At 60.6% G+C, this 17,292-nt stretch carries 20 protein-coding genes; 2 read left to right on the top strand and 18 right to left on the bottom strand.

Going from position 1 to position 17,292, the window contains the following annotated elements; genetic code table 11:
* Nucleotides 1-32 precede the first annotated feature (32 nt).
* The 6 genes from AAC076_RS04530 to AAC076_RS04505 all read right to left on the bottom strand — a co-directional run bounded on the left by AAC076_RS04530 (nt 33) and on the right by AAC076_RS04505 (nt 5,968).
* Entirely contained in the window at nt 33-749 is a 717-nt protein-coding gene (locus AAC076_RS04530) for a hypothetical protein (RefSeq protein ID WP_339843211.1), read from the bottom strand.
* A gap of 350 nt (nt 750-1,099) precedes the next feature.
* Nucleotides 1,100-1,840, bottom strand: a complete 741-nt coding sequence (locus tag AAC076_RS04525; RefSeq protein WP_339843210.1) for a sulfite exporter TauE/SafE family protein — start codon at nt 1,838-1,840, stop codon at nt 1,100-1,102.
* Nucleotides 1,841-1,997: 157 nt separating this feature from the next.
* Nucleotides 1,998-2,783: an SDR family oxidoreductase gene (locus AAC076_RS04520; protein WP_339843209.1), complete on the bottom strand. Its 786-nt coding sequence runs from the start codon at nt 2,781-2,783 to the stop codon at nt 1,998-2,000.
* Between the two features lie 44 nt (nt 2,784-2,827).
* Nucleotides 2,828-3,757, bottom strand: a complete 930-nt coding sequence (locus AAC076_RS04515; protein WP_339843208.1) for an SDR family oxidoreductase — start codon at nt 3,755-3,757, stop codon at nt 2,828-2,830.
* Nucleotides 3,750-4,643, bottom strand: coding sequence for a bile acid:sodium symporter family protein (locus tag AAC076_RS04510; protein ID WP_339843207.1), 894 nt, complete (start codon nt 4,641-4,643; stop codon nt 3,750-3,752). Before AAC076_RS04510 ends, AAC076_RS04515 begins: the two co-directional genes overlap by 8 nt.
* Nucleotides 4,640-5,968 carry an NAD(P)-binding domain-containing protein gene (locus AAC076_RS04505; protein WP_339843206.1) on the bottom strand — a complete coding sequence of 443 codons (1,329 nt, stop codon included), beginning with the start codon at nt 5,966-5,968 and terminating at the stop codon, nt 4,640-4,642. Before AAC076_RS04505 ends, AAC076_RS04510 begins: the two co-directional genes overlap by 4 nt.
* Before the next feature lie 101 nt (nt 5,969-6,069).
* Between AAC076_RS04505 and AAC076_RS04500 the strand changes: the two genes are divergently transcribed.
* Nucleotides 6,070-7,053 (top strand): AraC family transcriptional regulator, encoded by a 984-nt coding sequence (locus AAC076_RS04500; protein WP_339843205.1) that lies wholly within the window; start codon nt 6,070-6,072, stop codon nt 7,051-7,053.
* Here the strand turns inward: AAC076_RS04500 and AAC076_RS04495 are convergent.
* The 12 genes from AAC076_RS04495 to AAC076_RS04440 all read right to left on the bottom strand — a co-directional run bounded on the left by AAC076_RS04495 (nt 7,023) and on the right by AAC076_RS04440 (nt 16,530).
* Nucleotides 7,023-8,042 (bottom strand): hypothetical protein, encoded by a 1,020-nt coding sequence (locus AAC076_RS04495; protein ID WP_339843204.1) that lies wholly within the window; start codon nt 8,040-8,042, stop codon nt 7,023-7,025. The two genes, AAC076_RS04500 and AAC076_RS04495, sit on opposite strands and share 31 nt — an antisense overlap.
* Before the next feature lie 118 nt (nt 8,043-8,160).
* Nucleotides 8,161-8,733, bottom strand: a complete 573-nt coding sequence (locus tag AAC076_RS04490; protein ID WP_339843203.1) for a HupE/UreJ family protein — start codon at nt 8,731-8,733, stop codon at nt 8,161-8,163.
* Between the two features lie 2 nt (nt 8,734-8,735).
* On the bottom strand, nt 8,736-9,377 hold the full coding sequence (gene ureG, locus AAC076_RS04485) for an urease accessory protein UreG (RefSeq protein ID WP_339843201.1): 642 nt from the start codon (nt 9,375-9,377) through the stop codon (nt 8,736-8,738).
* A gap of 10 nt (nt 9,378-9,387) precedes the next feature.
* A complete protein-coding gene (locus AAC076_RS04480) occupies nt 9,388-10,074 on the bottom strand; it encodes an urease accessory protein UreF (protein ID WP_339843200.1) in 687 nt (228 codons plus the stop codon).
* 1 nt (nt 10,075) lies between these two features.
* The gene (gene ureE / locus AAC076_RS04475) at nt 10,076-10,570 is read right to left on the bottom strand and encodes an urease accessory protein UreE (RefSeq protein WP_339843199.1); all 495 of its coding nucleotides are present in this window, start codon (nt 10,568-10,570) and stop codon (nt 10,076-10,078) included.
* 9 nt (nt 10,571-10,579) lie between these two features.
* Nucleotides 10,580-12,280 (bottom strand): urease subunit alpha, encoded by a 1,701-nt coding sequence (ureC, locus tag AAC076_RS04470; protein ID WP_339843198.1) that lies wholly within the window; start codon nt 12,278-12,280, stop codon nt 10,580-10,582.
* A gap of 61 nt (nt 12,281-12,341) precedes the next feature.
* Nucleotides 12,342-12,647 (bottom strand): urease subunit beta, encoded by a 306-nt coding sequence (locus tag AAC076_RS04465; RefSeq protein WP_339843197.1) that lies wholly within the window; start codon nt 12,645-12,647, stop codon nt 12,342-12,344.
* Between the two features lie 10 nt (nt 12,648-12,657).
* The gene (gene ureA / locus AAC076_RS04460) at nt 12,658-12,960 is read right to left on the bottom strand and encodes an urease subunit gamma (RefSeq protein WP_339843196.1); all 303 of its coding nucleotides are present in this window, start codon (nt 12,958-12,960) and stop codon (nt 12,658-12,660) included.
* A 12-nt stretch (nt 12,961-12,972) separates the two neighbouring features.
* Nucleotides 12,973-13,830 (bottom strand): urease accessory protein UreD, encoded by an 858-nt coding sequence (locus AAC076_RS04455; protein WP_339843195.1) that lies wholly within the window; start codon nt 13,828-13,830, stop codon nt 12,973-12,975.
* Nucleotides 13,831-14,135: 305 nt separating this feature from the next.
* On the bottom strand, nt 14,136-15,077 hold the full coding sequence (locus AAC076_RS04450; RefSeq protein WP_339843194.1) for a biotin-dependent carboxyltransferase family protein: 942 nt from the start codon (nt 15,075-15,077) through the stop codon (nt 14,136-14,138).
* On the bottom strand, nt 15,074-15,781 hold the full coding sequence (gene pxpB / locus AAC076_RS04445; protein WP_339843193.1) for a 5-oxoprolinase subunit PxpB: 708 nt from the start codon (nt 15,779-15,781) through the stop codon (nt 15,074-15,076). Before pxpB ends, AAC076_RS04450 begins: the two co-directional genes overlap by 4 nt.
* A complete protein-coding gene (locus AAC076_RS04440; RefSeq protein WP_339843192.1) occupies nt 15,778-16,530 on the bottom strand; it encodes a 5-oxoprolinase subunit PxpA in 753 nt (250 codons plus the stop codon). Before AAC076_RS04440 ends, pxpB begins: the two co-directional genes overlap by 4 nt.
* An 84-nt stretch (nt 16,531-16,614) precedes the next feature.
* On the opposite strand from AAC076_RS04440, the gene AAC076_RS04435 reads away from it, so the two are divergent.
* The gene (locus AAC076_RS04435; RefSeq protein WP_339843191.1) at nt 16,615-17,292 is read left to right on the top strand and encodes a type 1 glutamine amidotransferase domain-containing protein; all 678 of its coding nucleotides are present in this window, start codon (nt 16,615-16,617) and stop codon (nt 17,290-17,292) included.

Below are 17,292 nucleotides of genomic sequence, written 5' to 3'. Positions count from 1 at the left end.
CAGCGTAGAAATTGTCGCCGTGCAGCCGATTGTTAGGTGTTTTCTTGACACAGTAGCTCTCTAATTAATGTTGAATCTATGACGATATACTCCTCTGTATAGATGTTGAACTCGATAACCATGCCTGACAACAAAATATTGCCGAAAATATCTTCAGAATATACGGCACTGCCACTCATGCCGTCGGGAGAATATTTTTCAGGTGTGGGTATCTTAACCTTTAATATTGAACAATTACCGGAAAGGCTTTCTCTCGTTGAAACAAGGCCATTTGTTACATATGCCTGCTGAGTTATCTTTGCCTTTTCGTAGTCAATCTGATGATCTGGACAATCTCGTAAATATCCTCTTAGCCATACTTCTCGAATTTTGTTGGAGCCCAGCGATAGTACGGAGCTTTCATTACTTAGATCAACTGCGTTGACAGCGCTAATCTGCTCGATGCTGTGTGTTTTGCTGCAGACCTCCAGAGCTACATGGTCGAAATGTTTTAAATCATCTGATTTATTGTTCTTCGCTCGAAGCGTCCTACAAAACCCAAAGAACTCTGTGTTTGAACCTGGAATTGGATAAAGCGTACTTTCTGGCTTTACATCAAAGTTTTCAAAACAATGGAAAGCCGAAACTATATAAAGTTTATCTCTCCATTTCACAGGAAAGCATGAGCCAGCGTATGCGTATGGCCAGTCTTCATATCCCGTCTCATACATAACGGGTTGAGTGGACATCAGAATTTCGGGGACGCTCATGACTGACACCTAACTGTGATTAGATCGCACGCGGTGTTAATACGCCACATAATACTCGGCCGTTGCAGCAGTATTTTATTAATATAATCATATGCTTGTCTGTCTCCGGTGTAATCGCTTGCACGTTAAACCGCATGCGGTATAAGCGCGTTATAGCCAAACACAAAGCACCCCACGCCAGCCAACAACGGCAAGTGGACCCGGATGTCTCAAGAAATAATTCAGGCATCCATGCCACCAAGAAGGGAACTGCAATTCAGCAGCTAAAGCCATACTGCTACTTTTCACCAGAGGTGCCAACCACCTTTTTTGCGACTACGCCAAACGGCCCAGCGAGCGACCCCAAGCCGTCACCCAACAGCCTTGAATATCAACAACGCCCCCGTCACCGCCAACAACCCATACACCAGCTGCCGAAACCGCTGCTCATTCAGCCGATGATGCAGAAACTCTCCCAGCAGAACCCCCACCACCAGCAGCGGCAGATACATCACTAACCTCGGCAAGCTGGGTATCAAACTGCCATCAAACAGAAACAGCACGCTCAGGCAGCTGTTCAGCGTGAACCACACCACCAGTAGGGTGGCGCGCATGCGGCTTTTGTCGAGCTGGATGCCGCCGAGGGCGTAGACCAGCAGGGGACCGCCGGAGGCGAACAGGCCGTGGGTGATGCCGGCGCCGAAGGTCAGTACGCGGCTGAGCATGGGGGAGTGCGGGGTCATGACGACGCCGCGGGCCATGCGCCAGAGCTCGCGGCAGGCGAACCACAGCACCAGCACGCCAAACAGCAGTTTGAGCAGTTCATCACCGAGCCAGGGGTGCAGCAGGTATCCGGCCACGGTGCCAAGCACCATCAGTGGCAGTATCAGCTTGAGCAGCACGGGCCAGTAGATATGCCGGCGGTTGCGCCAGACCAGGTAGCCGGTCATCAGGACGTTGAGGGGCACGACGACGGGCATCATGGCCGGTATAGGCAGGACGAGTGCGCCCAGAGAGAGAGCGATTACCAGGCTGCCGAAGCCGGTGATGGCTTCGACGGTATAGGCTAGCAGGATGAACACACCCAGCCAGATCCAGGGGTCAATCAGCATTGGGTTGCCTTAGTTCCAAGATGGTAGTGTGTGGATAACCCGAAGGTCGAAATGGATCCCCGCCTTCGCGAGGATGACGAGATCATCCCAGGGGGCGATGCGCTGTTGGCTGAGATGGATCCCCGCTTTCGCGAGGATGACGAGCCCAGAACATGCGTTAGCGTAACTCACCCGCGAAGCGTTTGCGTACCTGGCGAAGGTACAACGCCGGGGCGATGCGCCAGAGCAGGCTGCCGAATCGTGAGACGGGTTCGGGGAGTATCCAGCGTTTGCCGTCCTTCAGGCCTTTGTCGATCAGTTCGGCCATCCATTCGGCGCTGCGCATGCCGCCGACCATGGATCTTGGGTGCTTGGCGGTGCTGCCATCGCGGCCCAGGGCGTGGTTTTCGATGGGGGTGTCGAGAAAGCTCGGGTAGGCCATGAGAATATGGATGCCGTCGGCTTCCAGCTCCAGGCGCAGTACTTCAAAGAACTGGGTCAGTGCACCCTTGGCGGCGCAATAGGCGGCGCGGCCGGGGACGGGCATCCAGCCGGCCATGGAGCCGATGCAGACGATGCTGCCGGCGGATTCGCGCAGCAGCGGCAGTGCCGCCATGGTCAGTTCCACCGGGCCTTGCCAGTCCACGGCCATGACCTTGCGAAATACCGCCGGGTTGGTCTGATGTGCGGGTGAGCGATGGGTGATGCCGGCGTTGTTGACCAGCAGATCCAGGCGACCGAAACGGTGGCCTACTTCGTCGATCAGATAGCTGATGTCGGCGGCCTGGGTAATGTCCATGGTGACGGTCAATATCCGCTCGGGCTCGCCCAGCTCCTTGGCGCGGGCGGCCAGTCCTGCTTCGTCAATGTCAGCCATGACCAGGCTGTGGCCGGCGGCGAACCAGTGGCGGGCCATGGCCCAGCCCAGGCCGGAGGCAGCGCCGGTGATCAGTGTTACGTGCATGGGTTAACCCTGTTAGTTATTCGTTTCCAGCGTCCGGTTGCGCTTCAGCGTCTCAGCCCATTCGCTTCGACAAAATACTCGAACGTCTCGGCCGAGGTTTTGGCCAAGGGATAGCCGAACTCTTCCTTCAGACGCCGATTGCTCAGCACCGGGCGGTAGCGCAGAAAGTTCACCTGTTCCGGCCCGGTCGGTTTGCCGCGCCATTTTGCGACCTGCAGGCCGGCCTTGACCAGCCACACGGGCAGGGTCAGCAGCGGTTTATTCAGGCGTCTGGCGATGTCACCCATGGTCAATGCGCCGTCGCCGGCCATATTGAAGATGCCGGTCTTGTCTTCGCGGATGCCCATTTCCATCGCGCCGATCACATCCTGGTCCCAGATGAATACAAAGGGCGAGTCACTGCCCTTGAGCGCAAGAATGCGCGGGGCCATGAACAGGTTGGTGATCTGGTTGCGCGTGTCGGTGCCCAGCACCGTACCGGGGCGAAAGATCAGTTGTTGCAGGCTTGGATGCTGCTGGCGGTAGTCGGCCAGCATCTCCTCGATCAGCCGCTTGTGATCGGAGTAGGCGAACTCGGTATTGCCACGCAGGGCGTCCTGCTCGTCGATCCAGGCCGGGTTGTCGGCATGGTAGCCGTAAGCCGCGCCGGAACTGGTGACGGTGAAATGCTGCACGCCGGCCTTGATGCAACATTCCAGTACGTTGCGCGTGCCGTTGACGTCGATGTCGTAATCCCGCGCCCTATCCGGCGAGGCCTGGAGGATCGATGCCAGATGCACCACATGGGTGATCTGCTCGCGTTGCAGCAGGTCGGCCAGGGCGGCATCGCGCACGTCTGCGATCTCCAGCGGAAACCGCAGGTCGTCGCGGCCGCGCAGGTCGGTGCCGACCACATGGAAATAATCGGCCAGCCGATTGCCCAGCTGGTGCCCGATATAGCCGGCCGCGCCGGTGATCAATATGCGTTTAGTCATGTGCGGTGCGTGCCCAGATCTGTGAAAGAGTGATGCCTGACACCAGATGCCAGACGCCCCAGAATGCGGTGATCAGCATCATGCCGCCCGCCTCGGGAAAGAAGGTAAAGAGGATGACCAGGCCCAGGCCCGAGTTCTGGATGCCGACCTCCATGGTCACGGCCCGGCGATCAGCCACCGGCAGTTTGAGCAACATACCCATGCCGTACCCCAGGGACAAGGCCAGCAGATTGTGGGCGACCACCAGCCAGAAAAAGCTGTGGAAACGCTCCAGAAACAGACCGAAGTTGTTGGAAAACGCGATCGCCACAAAGCCCAGGAACACCAGCAACGAAATGATGCGCAGTGGTTTCTCGCTACGTTCCACCAGCCCCGGCAACTTGCGCCCGGTGACCATGCCCAGCACCAGCGGTAGCGCCAGCACCAGCAATACCAGCAGCAATATGCCGCCCGGCTCCAGGGTGATCTGGGTCAGGTACTCGCGCGTATGCGGGTTGAGCCAGCCATAGAAGGCGAAGTTCAGCGGCGTCAGCACGGTGGCGGCCAGACTGGAGACGGCCGTCATGCTGACGGAGACCGCCACGTTGCCACGGGCCAGCCAGGTCATGATGTTGGAGAAGCTGCCACCCGGGCAGGAGGCGACCAGGATCATGCCCAGCGCTAGCTCGGGATCGATCTGCAGGGCCCAGGTAAACAGGCAGGTGGCCAGTGGCAGCAGCAGAAACTGGGCGAACAGCCCCGCCAGCGGTGCAATCGGCGCCAGGGCGATGCGCTTGAAGTCTTCCAGGCGCAGGCTCAGGGACACGCCGAACATCATGCAGGCCATGATGACGTTGAGCAGGATCAGACTGGCCGGGTCGAATTCCATCGGCAGCGCGCCGCTCATGCTGCGGGCACCGGTTGGGGTTCCTCCACCTCAAGCCCGCTTTGCAGCTCGGTAATGTGCTCGGCCAGCGTGCGCAGGTATTCATCTTTGTTCACGTAATAGGCCATGCGCGCCAGCTTGATGTAGTCATAGCCGCCATCCAGCGTCACCCCTGCACGCTCACGCTTGATGGTGTCGAACGCCTTGGCCGCTTCAGCTTGCTGCTGGTGCCGGCGGATATACAGGGCGACCAGACGTGCCTGCTGATTGCGCCCTTCCCAGCCCAGCCCCGCCGCTTCGATCATGCCCATCATGAACAGGTTGTCGTACTTGGGATGGAACACGTTCATGTACAGCTGCGGCGCATCGGCGCTGGCCGGCCAGTTCAGGTGCTGGCGGTCGATAAACGGGTAGTCCAGCAGGTAGCCGGTGGACATCAGGATCAGGTCGTATTCCCTGCTCTGGCCATCGACAAAGGTCACCTGCTTGCCGTCTATGGCCTTGATATCGCGCCGTGCCTGGATATCCCCATGGCCGAGGTGGTGCAGGATCAGCGAGTTGATCACCGGATGTGACTCGTACAACCGGTAGTCCGGATCCGGCAGGCCGTAATCGGAGGGCTTGCCGATGATCATGCGGATCATCGCGCCGTCGATACGTTGCTTGAGCGGGCGCGGCAGTTTGACCTTGCCGCCCAGGGTATCGATTGGCCGGCCCTTGACGAATTTGGGCAGGAAGTAATAGCCGCGGCGCAGGCTGATATCTACCGATTGGGCATGGTGTACGGCATCCACGGCGATGTCCGCGCCGGAGTTGCCGCAACCGACAATCAGCACCCGCTTGCCCTTGAATACGTCGGGGGTGCGATAGTCCGATGAGTGCATCAGCTCGCCGTCGAACGTGCCGGGCAGTGAGGGCATGTTCGGTTTGTGCAGGGTGCCGTTGGCGATCAGCACGCCCTCGAAGGTGCGCGTCTGTTGCTGGCCGTCGCGTTCGGTGGTGATGGTCCACTGCTCGCCCGCCGGCTCGACGCTGAGCACACGGGTATTGAATTCATAGTGGCGGCGCAGATCAAACTGGCCGGCAAAGTCCTGAAAGTAGGTTTTCAGCGAACTGTGATGCGGGTAGGCAGCAACGTCGTCCGCCATCGGGAATTCCTTGAACTCGGTCATGCGCTTGGACGAGATCAGGTGGGCGGTTTCGTACATGGTGCTGTGCGGGTTGTCGATATCCCACAGGCCGCCCACATCGCTGTGCAGGTCGAAACCGGTAAAGGGGATGTCGAGCTTCTGAAGATTGCGGGCTGCGGCGAGACCCATCGGGCCCGCTCCTATCACGGCATACATGGCTGCTACCTCGGGAGTCTTTGTTGTTATGCTTGCCAGTCTAGTGGATGCGCTACAGGGCGTATCGCACCAAACAGGACAAAGGACCGGCAATTCAGGCCATGGGCGACACTTCCGAACACAGCGTTACGCCGCTATACAGCCAGGCGATTGTGCAGGCCGCGCAGCGCCAGGGCCTGGTGCTGCCTGCTGCCTTGCTGGCAGCACTGCGGCCGGGGCAGCGCGTACCCTTGGCGACGCAGGACGCACTGTGGGATGCGTTCTGTGCAGCCCGCAGCGATCCGCTGGCCGGCCTTCGTCTGGGACTGGAGATGCAGATCGGCCATCTGGACAGTGTCGGCATGCTGTTGGTGACCTGCGACACCTTTGGTGAAGCACTGGAAGAGCTGGTCGAATACGCGCCGGTCGTCGGCGATGGCGGCGAGTTTGTATTGCACAGTGAAGGCGACCAGGCCTTTATCGACTATCAACCGCACCTGCGTATTCGCTCGGCTGAACGGGTCGAGGCGGTATTGGCCAGCATGTTGAGCCTGACCCGCTGGGCCACCGGGGGACGCTTTCAGCCCAGTGGCATCTGGTTTGCCCACGCGCCCCTGGCGGCGCCAGATGAATATCATTCCCTGCTGGGTTGCCCCGTGCACTTCAATGCCGGGTGCAACCATCTGGGTTTCGCTACCGACCAACTTGCGTTATCCCAGATCCAGGCCAACAGCGCCCTGCGCGATCACTTACGGCAACTGGCCGACCACAATCTGGCGGCGCTCGGCCAGCACAGCCTGACCGCCGATGTGCAGCGCCTGGTCCGTCAGCATCCGCGTTGGGGCAAGGAAAGAGTGGCGGCCGAGCTGGACCTCAGCGGCCGGCACCTCAACCGACGGCTGGGCGAGGAAGGACTGTCGTTCAAGAGCCTGCGCGAAAGCGTGCTGCAGCAGATGGCTTGCCGCGCGCTGCAGGGCGACCAGAGAGTGGCAGAGATTGCCGAGAGTCTGGGGTTTTCTGACGAAGGTGCGTTTGTGCGTGCGTTCCGGCGCTGGCAGGGCGTTACCCCCGCGCGCTACAAGACCGGAGACGGCTCCGCGGTCTGAGTGGTTTCTGGAAGGCTGTTCTGTCCTGCGCCGGCATCCTCTGCCGTAGCGGGGACAGCAGCAGGGAGTGAAAGGGGAGGCCCGAAGTCGGTCGGTTGCGTGGCCCGTCGGCGGTAGTAGTCGGTTAGTTCGGCCTCATAGGCATGGTATGTCTCGGCAGGCACCCACTGGTCGTAGAGCGGCATGAAGTTTTCCGTGTCGGCAACCACCGCGCGCACTGCCTCATCCAAACGCTCGGCCATGCTGCGGCCCCATTCCGTGCGTGTGCAGTAGATGCCGCTTTCCACCAGCTCCCGTTGCTCGTGAACCGGCAGACTCAGCAAGGGCTCTTTGATGCGCAAGCGCTGACTCATGGCACGGGTAATGGTAGCGAACTCGAACGTCAGGTCCAGTCGCCCATGGCTGACCATCAACAGCAGGTTTTCACCGCTCTGGGTACCGGTAATGTCTTCAGCACGGCCTGCAGCCTGCGCCTTCTGGAACCAGGCTTCGATCCCGGGGGGGTAGGTTCTGAATGCTGAAAGACCGCCGCGGAGCTCGGTTTCCTGAACCAGACGCTGTAGTGAAAGCCGGCCATCCTCAAGCGGGTAACGGGCCAGATCAGCTTTACGGATCACCGCCTGGATGGGCGTGCTGGCCATAAAAGGAATGAAATAACCAACAGTGTCGGTATCACCGCGTCGCATCAGTGGGGTTGAGCAGAAATTATCGCCCATCGCCATGTTCCGTTGCTGACGTAGTCTATTGGCCAGGCGAAACTCCGGCTGCAGATCGGGCAGCTGCGCCATCAGCATCAGGACCCCTGCCATGGTAATGCCATCGGTGGGCTTGCCGTTTTCTACGTTGACTAATCCAGGCAAAGGCCAGACTGTCCATTCCAGTACCTCGTCTTCGGTATGGCCTTCAGCATGCGGACCGCTAAGCCATAGCAAGCTTCCCAACAGCAATGCCGGCCATTTGCCGCAGTGGGTACGCGGTGAAGCATTCATTCACGATCTCTTGAATTATTGTCATCGTCGTACCCACAGGATAGATCGCTTATCCAACCTTTGCCTGACAGACCAGTCTGGCAAAGGTCGACAATGAACTTGAGCGGCGACTAGAGTATCAGGCCAGGGCCAGACCTACGCCGGCGACAGCGATGGCGGCGCCAATAAAGCGCGACAGCATGCCACTGCGCCAGCTCCCCACACCCATACCGGCCAGGTGCAGCAGCGCGGTGCTGAGGGCAAAACCGGCCATGTATAGCAGGGCATTGCTGGACACCGGCATTTCAGCGCCGTGGGCGAGCCCGTGCATCATTGCAAAGGCTGTGACCAGAGTGGCGCCAGCCGCCAGGGGCAGACGACGGGCCCAGAGCAGCAGCAGACCCAGCACCACGACCGAGGCAACAATGCCCTGTTCGACCATTGGCAAGGCGAAGCCGTTCATGCCCAGGCCTGCGCCGACCAGCATGAAGGCGACGAAGAGCACCGGCATCAACCAGCGGGCGCTACCGCCGAGCTGTGACGCCCAGAGCCCGACCGCCAGCATGGCCAGCAGGTGATCCAGACCGCCAATGGGGTGGCTTAGTCCCAGAGCCAGGCCGCCGACATGGGCGTGCTCGGGATGGGCCTGGGCGAGAAGTGGCATGCAGAGCAGGGCCAGCAGGGCAAGTGAACGGGTTACCAGCAGGTTCATGGTCAAACTCCTTGTGCGGCGGACGCTGGCAGGGGGCGCAGCATGCCGTGACGAACGATAAAGGCGATGATCTCATCAACACCATCACCGGTTTTCAGGTTGGAAAAGACGAATGGGCGGTCACCGCGCATCTTCTTGGCATCACGATCCATGACCGACAGGTCCGCGCCCACCAGGGGTGCCAGATCTGTCTTGTTGATCAGCAGCAGGTCTGAACGGGTAATGCCTGGGCCACCCTTGCGCGGGATCTTGTCGCCGGCAGAGACATCAATCACGTAGACCGTGAGATCAGACAACTCGGGGCTGAAGGTGGCCGCCAGGTTGTCACCGCCGCTCTCGACGAGGATCAGCTCAACGGCGGGAAAGCGCTCCTGCAGTTCGGCGATGGCCGCCAGATTCATTGAAGCGTCTTCACGGATCGCTGTATGCGGGCAGCCACCGGTTTCCACACCCAGAATCCGATCTGCCGGTAGCGCCTCGTGGCGCAGCAGGAAGTCGGCGTCCTCGCGGGTATAGATATCGTTGGTGATGACGGCCAGGTCGTAGTAGGGGTACAGGCGCTCACACAGGGTGCGTACCAGGGCCGTCTTGCCGGACCCCACCGGTCCGCCGATGCCCACGCGCAGGGCAGGTTTTGTAGTCATTTAGCGCTCCTCAGGATCGAAACAGTCGTGTGTATTGGTGTTCGTGCCGGGCACTGGCGAAGGCCAGCCCGGGTAGGCCGGCGCCCAGTTCGTCGTCTTCGAGCTGACTGGCGGCATCGACGATCAGCGGCAGGCCGGGTAACAGCAGGCCCAGCAATCGCTGGGCGTCGGTTTGTCCCAGGGGGACCAGTTTGGTGGCAGCGCCCACCTGATTTTCCAGCCAGCTCCACAGCACGCCGTGGGCCAGTGAGCGCACGTCGATCTGCCAATGCGAGCCCGCTATGGCGAAGGCGGTCATCAATGCGATGGCTTCACCCTTGGGCCATTCAAGCGCGGCGGGCATCTCCAGCGAGATCATCAGGCGCAGTAGTGCACCTCCCTGCTGGCTGTCTTCGAGATAGAGTTCAGCGGTTTCCCGGTTGGCCAGTAGCCAGTCGTTCCAGCGATGTACCGCCTCCAGATCGCCGGCCTGCAGGGCTGCGAACTGGCGCAGGAGTACAGGAATATCCAGTTGACCCAGGGCGCGCTTGGCCACGCCATCCAGCCAGGCGGCGGCGGAATCCAGATCGCTCACCCAGGCTTGCTCCACTGCGTATTCAAGGCCTTGGGAATAGGCGTAGCCACCGATCGGCAGTGCCGGGCTGGCCAGCTGCAATACCCGTAGCAGAGCAATATCAGTGCGATCTGAAACGAGCATGTCAGTGCCCGCTCAACCGCAGCATGGGTGCTGCCGGCGTGGCGACGCTGGTATGCGTATGACCATGGTAGGCACCGGATTCAGGATTGAATGGCGCGACAATGTCCTCCGGTTCCAGACCCAGGCCCTTGAGCATGCCTGCCAGCACATGGTCACGCAGGTAGCGCAACTCTCCCCGCTTGACCTCCAGCGCCACGTGGCGGTTACCCATGTGATAGGCAGCCCGGGCCAACAGTAATACATCATCGCATTGCACCCGGGTCAGTGGCTCGGGCGCGGCCTGGATAACCACTGTGCTGCCATCGTTTGCCAGGAGCCGGTCGCCGTGCTGCAGAATGCGGCCGCGTGGCAGAAACAGTCCCAGCTCGACACCGTCTATCGAGTGCGTCAGCAGCCTGCTACGGGTGCGTAGTTCGTAGGTGAGTTCCAGCACATGCTGGTCTTTGGCGGAGACCTCCTGCAGAGATTCCTCCAGCCATTGATGACATTCGAGCATTGTTGCTCCTCAGAACAGGAAATAGCGTTGAGCCAGGGGCAGTTCGGTGGCCGGCTCGCATAGCAGTTCCACGCCATCGGCTTTCACTACATAGGTTTGCGGGTCCACGCTGATGTCTGGCTGGTAGTCATTGAGTTTCATGTCGGCCTTGCCGATTGTGCGGGTATTGCACACGGCTTCCAGGCGGCGGGACAATCCGAGCTTCTTGCCGATGTCGTTCTTCAATGCTGCCTGGGAGACAAAGGTAATACAGGTGTGGTTCATCGCCTTGCCGAGGGCACCAAACATCGGGCGGTAGTGTACCGGCTGGGGCGTGGGAATGGATGCGTTCGGATCACCCATCGGCGCCGCAGCAATGGCTCCGCCCTTGATGATCAGACTCGGCTTGGCGCCGAAGAAAGCCGGTTTCCACAACACCAGGTCGGCCAGTTTGCCGGCTTCGATCGAGCCTACCAGGTGCCCGATGCCCATGGTGATGGCCGGGTTGATGGTGTACTTGGCTATATAGCGTCGTGCCCGATAGTTGTCGGACCAGTCGTTGTCTTCGGGCAGAGGGCCGCGTTGCACCTTCATCTTGTGCGCGGTCTGCCAGGTACGGGTGATTACCTCGCCTACGCGGCCCATGGCCTGGGAGTCGGAGGAGATCATGCAGAACGCGCCCAGGTCATGCAGGATGTCTTCGGCGGCGATGGTTTCCCGGCGGATGCGCGAGTCGGCGAAGGCCACGTCCTCGGCGATTGATGGGTCGAGGTGGTGACAGACCATCAACATGTCCAGGTGCTCATCAACGGTGTTGATGGTGTAGGGCCGCGTCGGGTTGGTCGAGGATGGCAACACATTGGGCTCGCCACAGGCCTTGATGATGTCCGGGGCGTGACCGCCGCCAGCGCCTTCGGTGTGGTAGGTGTGGATGACCCGGCCCTTGATGGCGGCCAGGGTGTCCTCGACAAAACCGGACTCATTGAGTGTGTCGGTGTGAATCGCGACCTGCACGTCATAGTTGTCGGCCACGCTGAGGCAGCAGTCGATCGCAGCAGGGGTGGTGCCCCAGTCTTCATGCAGTTTCAGGCCCATGGCGCCGGCTTCGAGTTGCTCCTCCAGCGCATCGGGCAGGCTGGCGTTGCCCTTGCCGAGAAAGCCCAGATTCATTGGCAGGCTCTCTGCAGCCTCCAGCATGCGTGCGATATGCCAGGCTCCCGGTGTGCAGGTGGTCGCGTTGGTGCCTGTCGCCGGGCCAGTGCCGCCGCCGAGCATGGTGGTGACGCCGGACGTCAGGGCCTCGTCGATCTGCTGGGGGCAGATGAAATGGATATGCGCGTCGATTCCGCCAGCGGTGAGGATCATGCCTTCGCCGGCGATGACCTCGGTCCCAGGTCCGATGATGATATCCACTCCGGGCTGAATGTCAGGGTTGCCGGCCTTGCCCAGGCGCTGAATGTGACCATCGCGAATGGCCACGTCGGCCTTGATGATGCCCCACCAGTCCAGTACCAGAGCATTGGTGATCACGGTGTCGGGGGTTTCTGCCCGTCCGCGCTGGCTTTGACCCATGCCGTCACGGATTACCTTGCCGCCACCGAACTTGACCTCTTCACCGTAGATTGTCAGGTCCTTTTCAACGCTGATCCACAGCTCCGTATCGCCCAGACGAACGCGATCCCCGGTGGTCGGGCCGTACATTTCGGCATAGGCCTGTCTGCTTATTTCCATGTTCTTTCCCCTTGGCCGGTCCAGTCGCTGACGACGGACCGACAATCATTGGTCAAAGCGCTCAGAGGCTGCCCATCACCAGGCCGCGAAAGCCATATACCTTGCGATCACCGGCCAGCGCGACCAGTTCGATCTCGCGGCTCTGGCCGGGCTCGAAACGCACTGCGGTACCGGCAGCAATGTTCAGGCGAAAGCCCCGCGCCGCGTCCCGGTCGAAATCAAGCGCGGAGTTGGTCTCGGCGAAATGGTAATGCGAGCCCACCTGCACGGGCCGGTCGCCCGTATTGGCCACGCTCAGCAGTCGTGTTTCCCGTCCCTCGTTGAGGGTCAGAGTGCCGGGCTGGGTCTGAATCTCTCCAGGTATCATGGTCTGGGCCTCATACAATCGGGTTATGGACGGTGACGAGCTTGGTGCCATCGGGAAAAGTCGCTTCCACCTGGACTTCACTCAAGAGTTCGGGCACCCCGGGCATGACCTGCTCGCGGGTCAGCAGGGTGCGGCCGAAGCTCATCATCTCCGCGACGCTGCGCCCGTCGCGCGCGCCCTCCATGATGGCCGCGCTGATGTAAGCAGCCGCTTCGGGGTAGTTGAGCACCACACCGCGTGCCAGTCGTCGTTCTGCCAGCAGCGCGGCGGTGAACAACATGAGCTTGTCTTTCTCCCGGGGCGTTAGCTCCATGTGCAACTCCGTTCAGGTATTCCAGATTCGCGGCACGCAGGCGTGCCGCCCATTGATACGTGGTCTGAGCTGTTGCCACAGCCGCATGAATGTCAGCCGGGCATGCTCCGCCGAATGCCCCAGGTAACGTCCGATAAAGAGTCCGTTGCGCTGGGTAAAAGCCAATTGTGGGACGTCGCTGTAATCATCGCGTAGGGCATCGAGTTCGCCGCGGTCGAGGCTGAGCGTCGCCAACCAGGTGCCGCTGACACCGCAGCCGGCCAGCCCCCACTGGGCGGATAACAGGGGATCCCCACCCTCAAAGCGGTTGCGTTCGATGTAGAGCGGCTTGCCGTCGCGCCAGACATCCAGGTGCTGGTCAACTCGCCCCTTGTTGAAGCCTTCGTTGGCAGCCGGCCGGCCCAGGCAGAGCAGGTCCCACAGGCACATTCTGGCGTCATCCGCCAGATCGACACGGGTGGTCAGCCTGGCGTTGCAACCCTCGAACGCGATGGTGTCCTGGGGCAGATATTCGAGGGAACCCCCGGCTGCAACAGTGAATCGGTTGAGTTGCTGCTGAAGTGTGCCGTTGTCCCGGGCGCGGTAGCATTTGCCCGATGAGGGTGTGGTCAGCAAAGCGCTGGCGGCGGCTCCAATGTCGGTATTGAGCCGCAGGGTGTCACCACTGACGAGGCCGCCCGGCGGGTGGAGAATATAGATGTGCGGGCACTCGGGACCCTCGGGATGGAGCGGTTTCTGCACCCGGAGCGGACCACGGTGTTGGAGCCGTTCGATAACCGAGCGGCCGGGACGGGCGGTAACGCCGATATCCAGTCCGGCCTGCCAGCTGATGGCGCTATCGAATTGTTCCAGGTACCACGCAGCGGTCATTGACCTTCCTCTTTTACGCTTTGATCAGGCCAGGGATGCAGCGTCGTTAATGACATCTGAACCGGCCTCAAAAAATGACTCTTCCTCGAGTCCTCTCGATGACTGCCTGTTGCGATTTCTGTATGGAGCAGTGCAGCCACACGGGACATAGTTTAGGCAGGAATCAGGCCAATAGCCTAATAGCCGGAGCCGATGAGCCCTGCCTACCCTGCAGGGAGATAACGCGACCGAAGAGCGCGCTAAAAAGGTGCAAAATAGAGCAAATTGCACCAAATTGGATCCAGGTGCACGCTGGTGGCGCATTTTCAGTCGGGGCGCACCAGGGGCGTGTTAACAATGGTGCGGAGCAACTCTCGATGCTCATGTATTGCTCTATCCAGGGGTATGGGTCGCAACCAGAGCGTCTCGCCCGCGGCGAATTGAGCCAGGCGCGCTACGCTGGCAGGGGTCAATGCGCCCAGGCGCGGATAGCCACCGATGGTCTGGCGGTCGTTGAGCAGGATGATCGGCTGCCCGTCGGCGGGCACCTGAACCGCGCCCAGGGGAATGCCCTCGGAAATAATTGGTGGGCCCTGGTAGCGCAGGGCCGGGCCGCACAGTCTCAAGCCCATGCGGTCAGCACGATGATCTACCCGCCAGGGTTGGTTGAATGCAGCGAACAGGCTCGCGCCGCTGAACAGCGCGACCTGCGAACCCAGGATCAGATCCAGACGGGACGCTGAAGAGGTGGTCACTCTGTGCAGATCGGGAACTTTCGTCGGGGAGGGGTTGGCTCTGCCTATCTTGAGCAGGTCGCCGGCACGCAGATCTGCACCGTTTCCGTGCAGTCCACCCAGTTGCTCCCGGCGTACGGTGCTTCTGGAGTTGAGCACCAGTGGCGCATCAATCCCACCGGGAGCGGACAGATAGCCGCGGACGCCGCTAATGGCTGTAGCAAACACCAGCTGTTGCCCAGGCCGTACATTAAAACTTTGCCAGTTGGGTAGCGCATGACCATCCAGGGTCGCCTGCAGATCCGCTCCGGTTATTGCCAGGGTGCTGTGCTGCTGGCATTGCAGACTGACTCCGCCGAAGGGTATTTCCAGTACTGCGCAATCGGCGGCATTGCCGAGCAGCCTGTTGGCCCAGGCAGCGGCAATCCAGTCCAGTGCACCGCCCTGGGTAACGCCGATATGCCGCGTACCGAAGCGACCGCGATCCTGTAGTTGGGCAAGACCCAGGGTGCGCTCTATCAGCAGGCCGCTCATGCGTCGGCTTCCACTGGGGTGTCGTCACCGCCCTGGCGCAGAAACTCGTCACGTGACACTGGTACGAAGCGCACGCTGTCGCCGGGTTTGAGCAGGCTGGCATGTTCTTGATGCCTGTCGAACAGCTGTATGGCTGTGCGTCCCAGCAGATTCCAGCCCCCCGGTGATGCCATGGGATAGATGGCCGTCTGGTGCTCTGCGACACCGACGCTGCCCGCCGGAACGCGCTGGCGCGGTGTAGCGAGGCGAGGCGCAACCAATGCCGGATCAAGCAGTCCGAGATAGGCGAATCCGGGCGCAAAGCCGAGGGCAAATACCCGATAGTCACGCCCGCTATGGGTCTGAATGATCGCCTCCTGGCCCACGCCTCTGAGCTGGGCGAGGCGTTGCAGGTCAGGCCCGACGCTGGGGTCATACCACACCGGCAATTCGTGCCGGGTCCCGGTTGAATCCGTTTGTTCCGGTCGCACATCCTGCAATGCCGACTGTATTAGGGCGCGGGCGGTGCGCTCATCCAGCAGGGCCATGTCGTAGTGCAGCATCAGGGTGGTATAGGACGGCACCAGATCGATCAGCTGACCGCTGAACATGCTGCGTAACCGCTGAGTTGCAGCCAGCAGCCAGGGCATATTGGCCTGGTCAATCTGGTCAAACAGACGTACCAGCAGCACATCTATAGCGACCGTTTCCAGTCGATAGTTCATGGCCCCGGAGTGGTCTGCAAGGCGCTGCGAATCTGTTGCAGCGCAGCGAGCGCGACGGGATTGTCGCCATGCACGCAGAGTGTGTCGGCCTGCAGCAGCAGTGAACTGCCATCGTGGATAGTGAGGGGCTTTCCGGCGGCGATTCCCAGTGCCTGGGCCACCACGGCCTCGTGTTCCAGGTGCACCGCGCCGGGGAGCGTGCGTGCCAGCAGGTGGCCTGCGGCGTCGTAGGCCCGGTCGGCGAAGGCTTCAAACAGCAGGTCGAGACCGTATTGCTTGGCCATGGCCCGCGCCTCACTGTTGTCGCGGCGCGCCAGCAGCACCAGTTGCAGGTCGCTGTTATAGGCGGAAACTGCGCGCATCACCGTATTCAGTAGTTCTGGGTCGCGCATCATGTCGTTGTAGAGCGCACCGTGGGGTTTGACATAGGACACCCGGGCGTTGTGAGCACGGCAGATACCGTCCAGAGCACCTATCTGGTAGAGCAGCAGATCTTCTATTTCCTGGGCTGAGCAGTTCATCGAGCGTCGGCCGAAACCGGCCAGATCGGGATAGGCCGGGTGCGCGCCAATGGTTACCCCATGCTGGACCGCGAGCTTGACGGTACGGCGCATAACGCCCGGATCGCCGGCATGGAATCCGCAGGCGATGCTGGCGCAGTCGATAAAGGGCATGACCTCTGCGTCCATGCCCATAGGCCATGCGCCAAAGCTCTCGCCCATGTCACAGTTGAGCAGTAACGTCTTCATACACGCTGTCCTTGGTAGAGCTGAACAAATTACCCCAGAATGGGGTCCAACAGCCACAGTCAACCAACCCGCGGAGGGAATGGCATGAAGATACTTATGGTACTGACATCGCACGATCAACTGGGTGATACCGGCAACAAGACCGGCTTCTGGCTCGAAGAGTTTGCCGCGCCCTACTATGTGCTGCGAGATGCGGGTGCCGAAGTGGTTCTGGCCTCGCCTGCCGGCGGCCAGCCGCCGCTCGATCCCAAAAGCGATGAGCCCGATGCGCAAACCGACGCCACCCGTCGCTTTGCCCAGGATCAGGAAGCACAGGCCAACCTGGCCAACACGCACAAACTGACCGGTATCAAGGCAGACGGTTACGATGCGATCTTTTACCCCGGTGGCCACGGCCCCATTTGGGATCTGTACCGCGATACCCACTCGATTGCCCTACTCGAAGCCTTCCTGCAGGCGGACAAGCCGATTGGCGCGGTATGCCACGCGCCAGCCGTCCTGCTGCAAGCACGCACGGCGACGGGTGAGCCGCTGGTAAAGGGTCGTAAGGTCACTGGCTTCTCCAATTCCGAAGAAGAGGCCGTTGGTTTGACCAAGGTTGTGCCCTACCTTCTGGAAGACAGCCTGAAAGAGAAAGGCGGGTTGTACAGCAAGGGTGATGACTGGGGCTCCTTCGTGCTTGTGGATGGCAAGCTTGTCACCGGACAAAACCCGGGGTCCTCGGAAGAAGCTGCCAAGGCGTTGCTGGATATTCTGCGCTAA

This window comes from uncultured Halopseudomonas sp. (genome assembly GCF_963977355.1).
Lineage (GTDB): Bacteria > Pseudomonadota > Gammaproteobacteria > Pseudomonadales > Pseudomonadaceae > Halopseudomonas.
This window is presented reverse-complemented; position numbering and strand designations above follow the sequence as displayed.